Origin of the sequence: Faecalibacterium sp. An122, assembly GCF_002160895.1 — a bacterium.
Taxonomy (GTDB): domain Bacteria; phylum Bacillota; class Clostridia; order Oscillospirales; family Ruminococcaceae; genus Faecalibacterium.
Genome location: NZ_NFLL01000009.1, coordinates 37,028 through 50,422, shown reverse-complemented (window position 1 = coordinate 50,422; position 13,395 = coordinate 37,028). Strand labels below are relative to the sequence as shown.

Below are 13,395 nucleotides of genomic sequence, written 5' to 3'. Positions count from 1 at the left end.
CAGGAGGAATCATTACCCTATGACCCAAGGCATCCAGCGTTTTTTCAAGGAATTCCGGGCTTTCGCCATGCGCGGCAACGTGCTGGACATGGCTGTGGGCGTCGTGGTTGGCGCCGCCTTCAAGAGCATTGTGGATTCCCTGGTCAACGACATCATTTCCCCTGTCATCGGCCTGTTTTTCAACATGGATTTCTCCCATGTGGTGATTCAGGTGGGGCAGGTATCCATCGGCATCGGGTCCTTTCTCAATGCCGTCATCAATTTCCTGATCGTCGCCCTGTCCCTGTTTGTGGTGATCAAAGCGGCCAACAAGGCCGCCTCCTTCCGCAAGAAAAAGGAGACCCCTGCCGCTCCCACCACCCGCATCTGCCCCTATTGCCAGAGCGAGATCTCCATCAAGGCCACCCGCTGCCCCCACTGCACCTCGATGATTGATCCCCCTGCCCCGTAACACTTTTTGATTTTTTCAAACCGAAAAGCCCCCGCCTGCACCGTGTCGCGCGGTGTTGGGCGGGGGCTTTAGCATGTATGCCTGGTGTATGTTAAGAAGATTAAGGAAGAAGGAGTCTCGTGTTTTGTTTTGGGAGAGCCGGGACGCGGTTTACTTCACGTCGGTCAGCTCAGCCAGCTTGTGGAAGATCTCGGTGTTGTCGAAAGCACCGGTGAACTTGTCGGAGCCTGCGCCCACAGCGTAGATGTTGACGGGGGCGCCGGTGTGGCTCCAGGTGGTGTGGTCCATGCCGGACTTGTGGTTCAGCACATGGCACAGCTCGACCGAGAAGGGCTGATAGGTGCCGTACAGCTCGTAATCCCGCTGGGTCATGTCGCCCTGGCCGGCGGCGCCGACGGTCATGCTGCGCTCGTAAGCAGTGCGCAGGCCCTCGAGCTCGTAGTCGGTGAGGATCAGGTTCTCGTACTCGGGGTTGGCGGCGTCGGCATCATTCGCGGTGATGAGGCCGAACGCCTTCTTGGCCTCGGCCATGGCAGCCTCGAAGGAAGCGCCCTGGGCGCGCAGGGTGTCGATGATGCTGTCGAACTTGACAAAGGACATGGTCTGCTTGGTCAGGTTGGTCAGATAGGTGTCGTAGTTGGTGGTGGTGAAGCCGATGGTCATGCCGCCGGTCTCGTGGTCGGCGGTGACCAGGATCAGGGTGTCGTTGGGGTGCTGGTTGTAGAAGTCGACGGCCACCTGGACGGCGTTGCTCATCTCCAGCACATCGTGGATGGAGGCGGCGGTGTCGTTGGCGTGGCAGGCCCAGTCGATCTTGCCCGACTCGGCCATCATGAAGAAGCCGTTGGGGTTATCCAGCACTTCGATGCCCTTGCGGACGTAGTCGGACAGCTGCCACTCGCCGGCGGCGGCGTCGATGGAGTAGTTCATGGCGGCGGCGTCGGCGCGCTGCTCGGCGATGACCAGGGCCTTGTCGCCGGCCTTCAGGGCAGCGGCGCCGGCCTGGGTGGTGACCAGCTTGTAGCCCTTGGCGATGGCCATGTCGTAGTTGGAGACGGCGCCGCCGCGGGGATCCTGGAAGTCGCCGCCGGCAAAGTACTCAAAGCCGCTGTTGGCCAGCTCCTCGCCGATCTCGTAGTAGTTCTTGCGGCTGGCCTGATGGGCGTAGAAGGCAGCGGGGGTGGCGTGGTCGATGTTGACGGTGCTCAGGATGCCGACCTTGTAGCCCTTCTGGCTGTGCAGCTTCTCGGCGATGGTCTCGAAGGGGACGTCACGGGTCCAGGGGGTCATGTTGATGACGCCGGACTCGGTCTTTTCGCCCGAAGCGATGGAGGTGGCGGTGGAAGCGGAGTCGGGGCAGAAGGAGGTGGAGTCATAGGTGGTGACGCTGCCGACGAAGGGGAACTTCATGAAGCTCAGCTCGGCGGGGGTCACAGCGCCGTTGTTCTCGACGGTGCCCTTGTAGAAGGAGGCGGACTGGATCTGGGCCACGCCCATGCCGTCGCCGATGAACAGGAAGATGTACTTGGGGGTCTTGCCGCCGAACATACCGTCAAACAGGCCGTTCTCCTGGGCGGCAGCCTTGGGCTCGGCGGCCGAGGCGACGGCGGCATTGGCAGCCACCAGGCTGGCCACCGAGGCGGCAGCGCCGGCCTTCAGGAAGCTGCGGCGGGAAAATTTCACGTTCTTCATACCAATTTCCTTTCTCTCGTACCCAATATGCGGCGGGCCTCGCAGCCCTGCCCCGGCCCATCTGTTCGGGCCCTCATGTCTTGTTCCCCGGGTGATCCCGGGTCCTCTTTGGGACGGCTTTATTGTATCCTAAGCCGCTTTTTGGTGAAACCATGTCTGCGCAAAACTTTGGTAAAAAGTAACAGCCTGTTTTGCCGTCCAATGTAAAAAGGCGGTTTTCTGTGTAAAATTCACATACATACGCGGGGAGGCTCTTTGCATCCAGCCCAAAAAGATTGCTTTATTCGTATGAATTCTAAGCAAAGCGACAAAATCCAGCCCGTTATCCCTCAAAACATTGAAATGTTCATAATGGGGTGTTATTCTGTATGATATCGAACGATATACCCCGACGGGTCCGTTCGAGACGCCAGACAACCTTTTTGGATTTATAAATATGGGTATACAATGAAAGAGATCATGAAACGTTTAAGTCTCGGCCTGGACATTGGCTCCACCACCGTCAAGGCCGTCCTCACCGACCGGCAGACCGGGCAGATTCTGTTCCGCCGCTACCAGCGCCACCACGCCGAGCAGCGGCGCACCCTCTGCGAGCTGCTGAGCGCCGTGTGTGAAAAGTTCGCCGGGCTGCCCATGCGGATTGCGGTGTGCGGCTCGGGCGGCCGGCCCCTGGCCGACCAGATGGGCGCCTGCTACGTGCAGGAAGTGGTGGCCAACGGCGCCGCCGTCCGCGCCCTCTACCCTGCCGCCCGCACCGCCGTGGAGCTGGGCGGCCAGGACGCCAAAGTCATCTTTTTCCGCCAGGAGGAGGACGGCACCCTGACCACCTCCGACATGCGGATGAACGGCAGCTGCGCCGGCGGCACCGGCGCTTTTATCGATGAGATCGCCGCCCTGCTGCGGGTTCCCTCCGAGCAGTTCGACGCCCTGGCCGCCCAGGGCAAGCAGGTCTACAGCATTTCGGGCCGGTGCGGCGTCTTTGCCAAGACCGACATCCAGACTCTGCTGAACCAGGGCGCCAGCCGGGCCGACATTGCCCTGTCTGCCTTCCACGCCATCGCCAAGCAAACCATCGGCGGCCTGGCCCAGGGCCTGGAAATGACCCCGCCGGTCATTTTTGAGGGCGGCCCTCTGACCTACAACCCCACCCTGATCCGGGTGTTTGCTGAGCGTCTGGGCCTGACCCCGGAACAGGTCATCCGCCCCGACAACGCCGACACCATTGTGGCCCTGGGCGCCGCCCTGGCCATGGATGAGCTGTATCCCCTGCCCACCGGCCGGGCCGCTCCCATGACCCCCGAGACCGCGCTGGAACGGCTGTCCTCCGCCCCCGAGGTCACCGAACAGCACACCGCCCAGCGGTATTTTGCCTCCGACGCCGAGCGGGACGCCTGGAAGGCCAGCCACACCCTGCCCCAGCTGGCAGAGCCGGAAACCCAGCCCGGGGACACCCTGCGGGTGTACATCGGCGTGGACGCCGGCAGCACCACCAGCAAGCTGGTTCTGATGGACGAGAACGAGCAGGTGCTGGACCGCTTCTACGCCAGCAACCGGGGCGATCCCATCGAAGTGATCCGCCGCGGCCTGCAGGAGATGTACAAAAAGTATACTGCCAAGGGTGTAAAACTCGATGTTTTGGGTCTGGGCACCACCGGCTACGGCGAAGTGATGCTGAGCAAGGCCTTCGGCGGGGATTATCACACGGTGGAGACGGTGGCCCACGCTTCGGCGGCCTGCCACTATCTGCCGGACGTCACCTTCCTGCTGGACATCGGCGGCCAGGACATGAAAGCCATCTGGATCAAGGACGGCGTGGTCACCAATATGCTGCTGAACGAGGCCTGTTCCTCAGGCTGCGGCTCCTTCCTGGCGGAATTTGCCGCCGGGCTGGGGATTCCGGTGGAGGACATCGCCGACGCAGCCTTCCGGGCCGAAAACCCGGCCGAGCTGGGCAGCCGCTGCACCGTCTTTATGAACAGCAGCATCATCACCGAACAGAAAAACGGCCGCACCCCCGACGACATCATGGCGGGCCTGTGCCGTTCCATTATTAAGAATGTCTTTACCAAGGTGGTCCGCATCCCCAACACCGACGTGCTGGGCAGCCGGATTGTGGTGCAGGGCGGCACCTTCAAAAATGACGCCGTCCTGCGGGCGCTGGAACAGTATCTGGGCTGCACCGTCACCCGCGCCCCCTACCCCGGCGAGATGGGCGCCATCGGCGCGGCCCTCCTGACCAAGCGTCAGGCCGAAGCCAACGGCAACCCCGCCAGCCATTTCATCGGCTTTGAGGCCCTGGACACCTTTACATACACCCAGAGCCAGAATGAGCCCTGCCCCTTCTGCCAGAACCACTGCACCCGCACCGTCATCCGGTTCCCCAGCGGGGAGAGCTTTGTCACCGGCAACCGGTGCGAGCGGGGCGAGATTCTGGGCGACCCCAAGGACAGCGCCGTCCAGGCCCGGGTCCGCCAGACCAATCAGAACATCCAGAGCATTCCCAACCTGTTTGCCCTGCGGGAAAAACTTCTGTTCGCCGACTACGACGCTCCCGCACTGGCCCCCGACCGCGGGGTGACCATCGGTATTCCCCGGGTTCTCTCCTTCTGGGAGACCATGCCCTTCTGGAATGCCTTCTGGCGCAGCCTGGGCTTCAAGATTCAGCTGTCGGGCAAGAGCACCCGTCCCCTCTACGAGGAGGGCCTGTCGGCGGTGACCTCCGACACCGTCTGTTTCCCGGCCAAGCTGGTTCACGGCCATCTGCGGGACCTGGCCAAGCGGAAGGTGGACCGGATTTTCATGCCCTCCATCACCACCGTCCAGCCCGAGGGCACCGCTTCCACCAGCGAGTCCATGTGCGCGGTGGTGAAGGGCTATCCCATTGTCATCCGCAACTCGGACGATCCCCAGAAGCGCTGGGGCATCCCCTTTGACGCTCCCCTGTTCCACTGGCACCGCCGGGCCGACCGGGACCGCCAGCTGACCGACTACATGGCCGCCACCTTCGGCATCGACAAAGAGCTGACCCGCCGGGCCATTGCCCTGGGCGACGCCGCCCAGACCAGCTTTTCGGACCAGCTCAAGGCCGCCGGCCAGGCGGTGCTGGACCGCTGCCACGCCGAGAACCGCTATGCGGTGGTGCTGGCCAGCCGTCCCTACCAGAACGACGAACTGGTCAACCACGCTCTGCCCGACCTGTTCGTCAGCCTGGGGATTCCGGTGCTGACCAACGACTCCCTGCCCGACGTGAACAAGGTGGACCTGTCCCGCAGCCGTCTGGACATCGTCAACAACTACCACGCCCGGATGCTGGCCTCCGCCGTTCTGGCCGCCCGGGATGACTGTCTGGAGTACGTCCAGATCGTCAGCTTCGGCTGCGGCCACGACGCCTATCTGTCGGACGAAATCACTCGCATGATGCACGAGATCTCGGGCAAGAGCCCTCTGATCCTCAAGCTGGACGAGAGCGACGCCCAGGGCTCCTTGCGGATCCGGGTCCGGTCCTTTGTGGAGACGGCGGCCCTGCGCCGGGCCCAGGGCGCCCGGGCTGAGGTGCATCCCCTGCCCGATCCCTATCCCGTCAAGTTCACCAAGGCCGACATCCAGGAGCGGGTGGTCCTGGTGCCCAACACCTCCCACGCCTTCTGCCGGGTGATGTCGGCGGCCTTTGCCGCCCAGCACGTCCGGGCTGTTCCGCTGGAAGTGGGCCGGGAGGAGGCCATCCGTCTGGGCAAGCAGTATGTGCACAACGACATCTGTTTCCCCGCCCAGATTGTCATCGGCGAAATCCTGGCGGCCCTCCGCAGCGGCAAGTACGATCTGGACCACACCGGCGTGGCCATGGCCAAGTACATTGGCGACTGCCGTCTGACCCACTACAGCGCCCTGCTGCGGAAAGCCCTGGACGACGCCGGTTTCGCCCAGATTCCCATTCTGACCAACGACGACAAGGACAGCCACAACATGCACCCCGGCTTCAAGATGAATCTGGCGTCCTCCTTCAATCTGGTGTTCTCTCTGCCCATGATCGACGTCATGGAGGAGCTGCTGCGGAAAATCCGCCCCTATGAGAAGGTGCCCGGCGCAGCCGATCAGGCCTTTGAGACCGGCATGGACGACATTGTGGACGGCATGACCCGCCACGGCATTCCCGGCCTGAAAAAGGGCTTTGAGAAGGCCATTGACCGGATGAAGGCGGTGGAGTACGACCGCTCCAACCCCCGCCCCACCGTCCTGATCGTGGGCGAGTACCTGCTGAACTTCCACCCCGGCGCCAACCACGACATCGAGAAGTATCTGGAAACCAACGGCTTCGAGATCATCGAGGCCCGGATGACCGACGTCATCCGCAAGACTTACTTCTATATGGACGCTCAGATCAAGGAGTACCACATCTCCAAGCCTCTGGGCGAAAAGATCTGGTACCGCACCGCCGACGAGGTGTTCAACGCGGCCCACGCCATGACCGATTCCATCGCCAAACGGCATCCCCTGTACCACCGGGCCGCCCGGATGCAGGACATTGTCCGGGCCAGCGACCCCATCATTCACCACACCTTTGACGCCGGCGAGGGCGTTTTGATCCCCGCCGAAATCCTCCACCACGCCAAGGAGGGCTGCCGCAGCTTCATCATTCTGCAGCCCTTCGGCTGTCTGCCCAACCATGTGGTGGGCCGCGGCGTGGCCAAGCGGCTGAAGGAAATCTATCCCGACGCCCAGATCCTGCCCCTGGACTACGACCCCGACGTCAGTTTCGCCAACCTGGAGAACCGTCTCCAGATGCTGATTATGACCGAAAAGGCCCGCCGCCCGACATCGGCTCCCGCACAAGAGTCCGCCGGGCAGACCCCGCCGGCGCCCCCGGCCGCCGCCTCCGGCGCCCAGCCCAGAAAGCGGGCTGCCAGCGCCCGCCGCGGCAGCCGCACCGCCGCCGTTGTCCCGGTGCAATCCTGATGTTTCACCCCCAATCCCCTGCCCGCCCGGCAGGGGCTTTTGTTGCATACGGCCCCTTCACCAGGCCCAAAATCTCCGCTCCGGCGCTTTTATTCCTGTTATTCCCGTTTGTTTAGCGGGTTTTTTCGGTATTGTGAAAACAGGCATAAAAAGTCCATATATATCAAACAAAGTCACATATTCGTATAACAACGGAAATCAAATAAAATTTTGTTTTCGGGGCGGTTTTCAGGCCGGCTCCGGCGGCCCGTCTGGGATACATAATCCGCACTTTTTGTACATATGATGCGTTGAAATGCAGTTTTGTGCCACATGCCGCAAAATCCACAGACCAATTTGCTTTTTGTTGTCAAAATCTCCTAAAACTTTTTCTTCAAGCTTGTTTGTTTTTACTATTGCACATAGTTTCACGGCGAGGGTATAATAAGAGACAGAGAGGACATGCCCCTTAGCGTGTGGGGGGCCTGCCCGCACCCGATTTTGTTTTTTGATGAAGGAGAATGCTATTATGAAAATGATTTCTCGCCGCGACTTTCTGAAGGCATCTGCCGTTGTCGGCACGACTGCTGCCCTGACTGCCTGCGGCGGCGGCGATTCCAGCTCTGCTGCTTCGACCGCATCTTCTGCTGCTTCCACTGCTACTTCTGCAGCTTCTGCTGCTGCCGGCAGCGCCAACATCGGCGTCTGCATCTATCAGTTTGCTGATAACTTCATGACCCTGTACCGCGCCGACCTGGAGGAGTACCTCACCGAGCTGGGCTATGGCGTCACCATCATGGACGGCAAGAACGACCAGAACACCCAGACCGAGCAGATCAACACCTTCCTGCAGCAGGGTGTGGACGTCCTGATCATCAACCCGGTCCAGACCACTTCGGCCCAGACCATCGTGGACACCATTTCTCCCTCCGGCATCCCCATCGTCTTCATCAACCGTGAGCCCGACAAGGCTGTTCTGGACAGCTATCCCGACAAGTGCTGCTACGTCGGCGCTGACGCACGTCAGTCCGGTACTTACCAGGGCGAGCTGATCCTGGCCACCGACACCGAGGGCGACATCAACGGCGACGGCGTCATCACTTACATCATGTGCAAGGGCGACCCCGAGAACATCGACGCCCAGTACCGCACCGAGTACTCCATCAAGGCTCTGGAAGACGCCGGCAAGACCGTCAACTGCCTGTATGAGTACCTGGACAACTGGGACCAGACTCTGGCTCAGCAGGACGTGGCCAACGCTCTGGCACAGTTCGGCGATCAGATCGAGGTTGTCTTCTGCAACAACGACGCCATGGCTCTGGGCGCTCTGCAGTCCATCGAGCAGGCTGGCCGCACCGTGGGCACCGACATCTACCTGGTGGGTGTTGACGCTCTGGCTGAGGCTGTCCAGGCTGTTGTCGATGGCCGCATGACCGGCACCGTTCTGAACGATGACGTGGGCCAGGCCACCGCTGCCACCGAAGCCACCAAGATGTACGTCGAGGGCGAGGCTGTGGAGCAGTACTACTGGGTCGACTACGTCAAGGTTACTTCGGAGAACGCTGCAGATTACCTCTGATCCTCCGGCTGCCTGAGCGGAACGAATTGTAAGGAATGAGAGGTGCGTGCGTGGGAGCGGCTTCTTCCCCCCGTACGCACCTTTTCTTGCGGGAATCAAGTGAACAAAAGGAGGCTCTACGGAATGGCAGAGTACCGTCTGGTAATGAAAGACGTCGTCAAGGTCTTCCCCGGCGTCAAAGCTCTGGATCATGCCCGGCTTGAGCTGCGCCCCGGCACGGTTATGGCCCTGATGGGCGAGAACGGCGCCGGCAAATCCACCCTGATGAAATGCATGTTCGGCATTTACAAGATGGACGAGGGCGAGATCGAGTACGATGGACAGAAGGTAACCATCCCCACCCCGCTGGACGCGCTGGAAAAAGGCATCGCCATGGTGCACCAGGAGCTCCAGCCCATCCCGGCCCGGACCGTCGCCGAGAACATCTGGCTGGGCCGCTACCCCACCAAGCGTTTTGGCCCCATCGTCACGGTGGACCACGCCAAAATGTACAAGGACACCAAAGAACTGCTGAATCACCTGAAACTGGATATCAACCCCTACGCCAAGCTGGGCTCCCTGAGCATCGCTCAGATGCAGATGGTGGAAATCGCCAAGGCCGTCTCGGCCAACTGCAAAGTCCTGATTCTGGACGAGCCCACCTCCTCCCTGACCGCCAACGAAGTCGAGTCCCTGTTCCGCATCATGCATGAGCTGAAGGAGCAGGGCGTCGCCCTGGTCTACATCAGCCACAAGATGGACGAGATCAAGGTCATCGCCGACGAAGTCACCATCATGCGCGACGGTCAGTACATCGGCAAATGGGACGTGGCCAGCATCACCAAGGAAGAGATCATCGCCAAGATGGTGGGCCGCGAACTGTCCAACCAGTATCCCCCGCTGGAGAACCACCCCTCCGACGAGATCATGCTCAAGGTGGAGGACTTCACCTCCATTCACCCCCGCAGCTTCCGCCACTGCAACTTTGAGCTGCGCAAGGGCGAGATCCTGGGCGTGGCCGGCCTGGTGGGCGCACAGCGCACCGAGCTGATGGAAGGCATCTTCGGCCTGCGCGCCCACACCACCGGCAGAGTGTGGATCAAGGGCCAGGAGGTCCAGATCAAGCAGCCCCGGGACGCCATCTCCAAGAGCCTGGCCCTGCTGACCGAGGACCGCCGGGCCACCGGCATCATGGGCGTGCTGAGCGTCGCCGACAACATCTCCATCGCCTCCCTCGACGACCTGCGCAAGGGCCCCATCATGCTGGACAACAAGAAGATCCTGGATCTGGTCCAGTCCAACAAAGAGAAAATGGCCATCAAGGTGCCCAGCCCCCGGACCCAGATCAAGAGCCTGTCGGGCGGCAACCAGCAGAAGGTTCTGATCGCCCGCTGGCTGGCCAACAACCCCGACATCCTGATCCTGGACGAGCCCACCCGCGGCATTGACGTCGGCGCCAAGTACGAGATCTACTGCATCATCGCCGAGCTCGCCAAGCAGGGCAAGAGCATCATCATGATCTCCTCCGAAATGAGCGAGATCATCGGTATGTCCAACCGGGTCATGGTCATGTGTGACGGCCGCATCACCGGCTTCATCGACGGCAAGGACGCCACTCAGGAAAACATCATGGCGCTCGCCACCCAGTTTGAGACCGCACCCGACAAGGCCGCGGCCAACCAGTAAATAAGGAGGCAGTCTAATCGTGGAAGCTACCAAGAAATCAACCGGCCGTCTGATTAAGACCTGGCTGGGCAACAACGCCATCATCGTCCTGATGGTCCTCGTTTCTCTCATCGTTGGCATCATCCACCCCAACTTCTTCGGCGCCGCCAACATCATCAACCTGCTGAAGAACGTGTCCATCCGCTACATCATCGCGCTGGGCATTTCGGGCTGTCTGATCACCACCGGCAACGACCTGTCGGCTGGCCGTCTGGCCGGCTTCGCAGCCTGCCTGGCCTGCATCTTCGCCCAGACTTCCGGCGCCGCCGGCAAGTTCTATCCCAACCTGCCCACCCTGCCCACCCCCGTGGTCTTCATCCTGGTGGTTGCCATCTGCGCCGTCGTGGGTCTGTGCAACGGCCTGGTGGTCTCCTACCTGCGGGTTCAGCCCTTCATCGCTACCCTGGGTATGCAGCAGGTGGTCTACGGTATCTGCCTGGTCTACACCGGCGGTACCCCCATCGGCTCTCTGAACAGCGACTTCACCTCTCTGGCATCCAACACCATCATCGGCATCCCCGTCCTGATCTGGATCGCTGTCATCGTGGCTGTCTGCTTCTGGTTCCTGTACAACAAGACCCGTCACGGCAAGTACATGTACGCCATCGGCGGCAACGAGGCCGCTGCTGAGGTGGCCGGCGTCAACGTCGCTGCCACCAAGATCCGCATCTACATCCTGGCCTCCTGCATGTTCGGTCTGGCCGGCTGCCTGCTGGCTGCCAAGTCCGGCGGCGCATCCGTCAACACCGCTATGAGCTATGAGCTGGACGCCATCGCTGCCTGTACCATCGGCGGTGTTTCCACCACCGGCGGCGTCGGCACCGTCCCCGGCATCCTGGTGGGCGTTCTGGTCTTTGAGCTGATGAAGGTCGCTCTGCAGTTCATGAACGTCAACTCTTCCTACACCTACATTGTCCAGGGCCTGGTCATCATCCTGGCTGTCGCCATCGATATCCGCAAGTACCTGGCCAAGAAGTAAGCACCTTTCCCAAGGGACCTTTTGATGATACAGGGGGCTGTCGGAACACCCGGCAGCCCCCTGCTGTATTTTCACTTGCATTTCCGGCCGTCTGCGCTTATACTACGGATAGCAAAAGGAAGGAGGAAACTTCCATGCCCGATCATTCCAATGACCCGTCCCTGTCCGACCGCGAGGCCCAGCTGGCGGCCCGGGAGGCCGCCCTTGCCGCCCGGGAAGCGGAGCTGGAAGCCCGGGAAGCCGAAGCCGCCCGGGCCGCCCAGAGCGGCCCCGCCGAAAAGCAGGGCCTGCTGAACAACGGCGACCCCGGGTTCAAGAACTCCAAGGAAAAGATCTACGATCACTTTCCCCTCAGCGTCCACCAGATGGATATTCTCATCGCCGTCCTGGTGGCCCTCATCGCCATCTTTGTCTTTTTGGGGGTCAACCACATCAGCTTTTTCGGACTGTTCTGACGGGACGGTTCACCCAGAGAAAAACGGAGCCGCACCCCTTGCCGGGTGCGGCTCCGTTTTGTTGTTTCAGGTTTTGGCGTGCGGCAGGTTATCAGACCAGGCCCTGGATCAGGATCACCAGAATCAGCACCGGCAGCACGAACTGGAGGTACCGCTTCAGCAGGATCGAGTCAGGCAGCTTGATGCCCTCGCCGCTGTTGGCCTCGGCGCGGTACTTGTCGTAGCCCCAGCCCCACTTGGACACGCAGAACAGCAGGTAAACCAGAGAGCCCAGAGGCAGCAGCAGGTTGGAAACCAGGAAGTCCTCGATATCGAGGATCTGGCCGCCTGCCGGAGCATTGGGCAGAGGCAGGGAGAAGTACCAGACATTGTAGCCCAGCACGCAGGGCATGCTGGCAATCAGGATAAAGATGCAGCAGATGATGGTGGTTTTCTTCCGGCTCCAGCCGAAGGTATCAATGCTGCTGGAGATAATGTTCTCAAAGACGGCCAGGACGGTGGTAAAGCTGGCAAACGTCATGAAGAGGAAGAAGAGCGCACCCCAGATCCGGCCGCCCACCATGTTGACGAACACCCGGGGCAGGGTCTGGAAGATCAGGGACGGGCCTGCATCCGGCTGCACGCCGAAGGCGAAGCAGGCCGGGAAAATAATCAGGCCGCTCATCAGGGCCACAAAGGTGTCCAGAGCGCAGATGCGGATGGCCTCGCCGGGCAGGGTATTGTTCCGGCTCATGTAGCTGCCGAAAATCTCCATGGCGGCAATGCCAAGGCTCAGGGTGAAGAAGGACTGGTTCATGGCCGCAGTAATCACATTGCCCAGACCCACCTCGGCAGCCCGCTCCAGGTCGGGCAGCAGATAGAACTTGAGGCCCTCCGAACCGCCTTCCAGCAGGATGCTGTTGACGGCCAGAATGACGATCAGGGTCAGCAGAGCCAGCATCATCCACTTCGAGATCCGTTCCAGACCCTTCTGCAGGCCGAAGGAGCAAACCAGGAAGCCCGCCAGAACGATGATGACCATAAAGATGCTCATTTCCACGGGGTCGCCCAGCATCGAGCTGAACACATCGTTGATCGCATCATTGGGAACCCCGACAAAGGCGCCTGTTGCGAACTTATAGAAGTAATCCAGCATCCAGCCGGCCACGGTGGTGTAGTACATCATCAGCAGGCAGCAGCCAATGATGCAGAACCAGCCATGAATGTGCCACTTGCTCTTTTTGGGTTCGAGGGCCTTGTAGGCCAGCACAGCGCTCTTGCGGCTGGCACGGCCCACCGCCAGCTCCATGGTCAGGACGGGCACGCCCATAATCACCAGGAACAGCAGGTAGAACAGCACGAACACGCCGCCGCCGTTGGCGCCGGCCATCCACGGAAACTTCCAGACGTTTCCTATTCCGATCGCACAGCCCGCACTGACCAGGATGAATCCCAGCCGCGAGCCGAATGTTTCACGTTTCATGTTTTTCCTCCTCTTTATCACGCAGAAATACCTATGCCGACAGGCGGCATGTTCCTATTGTATCCGCCCACCGGCCCAGATGCAAGCCTTGTTCTCAATTTTTTTGAAGCTATCTACAAATTTTTTTAATAGTAAAATCAG

The 13,395-nt window shown here is 60.8% G+C and carries 8 protein-coding genes; 6 read left to right on the top strand and 2 right to left on the bottom strand.

All coding sequences use genetic code 11. From position 1 onward, the window contains the following. Positions 1–19 precede the first annotated feature (19 nt). Complete coding sequence (mscL, locus tag B5E67_RS07740; RefSeq protein ID WP_087368294.1) at positions 20–451, top strand: large conductance mechanosensitive channel protein MscL; 432 nt, start codon at positions 20–22, stop codon at positions 449–451. 150 nt (positions 452–601) lie between these two features. Here mscL and B5E67_RS07735 read toward each other — a convergent pair whose 3' ends face one another. Beyond that, positions 602–2,143, bottom strand: coding sequence for an alkaline phosphatase (locus tag B5E67_RS07735; protein ID WP_087384505.1), 1,542 nt, complete (start codon positions 2,141–2,143; stop codon positions 602–604). 459 nt (positions 2,144–2,602) lie between these two features. Between B5E67_RS07735 and B5E67_RS07730 the strand changes: the two genes are divergently transcribed. The 5 genes from B5E67_RS07730 (at position 2,603) to B5E67_RS07710 (ending at position 11,792) form a co-directional block, all read left to right on the top strand. Beyond that, on the top strand, positions 2,603–7,096 hold the full coding sequence (locus B5E67_RS07730) for an acyl-CoA dehydratase activase (protein ID WP_275539314.1): 4,494 nt from the start codon (positions 2,603–2,605) through the stop codon (positions 7,094–7,096). Positions 7,097–7,604: 508 nt separating this feature from the next. After that, positions 7,605–8,654, top strand: a complete 1,050-nt coding sequence (locus B5E67_RS07725; RefSeq protein ID WP_087384502.1) for a substrate-binding domain-containing protein — start codon at positions 7,605–7,607, stop codon at positions 8,652–8,654. 123 nt (positions 8,655–8,777) lie between these two features. Beyond that, on the top strand, positions 8,778–10,319 hold the full coding sequence (locus tag B5E67_RS07720; protein ID WP_087384500.1) for a sugar ABC transporter ATP-binding protein: 1,542 nt from the start codon (positions 8,778–8,780) through the stop codon (positions 10,317–10,319). A 19-nt stretch (positions 10,320–10,338) separates the two neighbouring features. Then, the gene (locus B5E67_RS07715; RefSeq protein WP_087367286.1) at positions 10,339–11,337 is read left to right on the top strand and encodes a beta-methylgalactoside transporter; all 999 of its coding nucleotides are present in this window, start codon (positions 10,339–10,341) and stop codon (positions 11,335–11,337) included. Positions 11,338–11,471: 134 nt separating this feature from the next. Continuing rightward, positions 11,472–11,792 (top strand): hypothetical protein, encoded by a 321-nt coding sequence (locus tag B5E67_RS07710; RefSeq protein ID WP_087246392.1) that lies wholly within the window; start codon positions 11,472–11,474, stop codon positions 11,790–11,792. Between the two features lie 91 nt (positions 11,793–11,883). Here the strand turns inward: B5E67_RS07710 and B5E67_RS07705 are convergent, their stop codons facing one another. Further along, a complete protein-coding gene (locus B5E67_RS07705) occupies positions 11,884–13,254 on the bottom strand; it encodes a sodium-dependent transporter (protein WP_087384498.1) in 1,371 nt (456 codons plus the stop codon). Between the last annotated feature and the right edge of the window lie 141 nt (positions 13,255–13,395).

What these genes read in the sequence shown, in the direction of transcription:
- mscL (WP_087368294.1), top strand. Translation starts at nt 20, where the DNA reads ATGACCCAAGGCATCCAGCGTTTTTTCAAGGAATTCCGGGCTTTCGCC.
- B5E67_RS07735 (WP_087384505.1), bottom strand. Translation starts at nt 2,143, where the DNA reads ATGAAGAACGTGAAATTTTCCCGCCGCAGCTTCCTGAAGGCCGGCGCT.
- B5E67_RS07730 (WP_275539314.1), top strand. Translation starts at nt 2,603, where the DNA reads ATGAAACGTTTAAGTCTCGGCCTGGACATTGGCTCCACCACCGTCAAG.
- B5E67_RS07725 (WP_087384502.1), top strand. Translation starts at nt 7,605, where the DNA reads ATGAAAATGATTTCTCGCCGCGACTTTCTGAAGGCATCTGCCGTTGTC.
- B5E67_RS07720 (WP_087384500.1), top strand. Translation starts at nt 8,778, where the DNA reads ATGGCAGAGTACCGTCTGGTAATGAAAGACGTCGTCAAGGTCTTCCCC.
- B5E67_RS07710 (WP_087246392.1), top strand. Translation starts at nt 11,472, where the DNA reads ATGCCCGATCATTCCAATGACCCGTCCCTGTCCGACCGCGAGGCCCAG.
- B5E67_RS07705 (WP_087384498.1), bottom strand. Translation starts at nt 13,254, where the DNA reads ATGAAACGTGAAACATTCGGCTCGCGGCTGGGATTCATCCTGGTCAGT.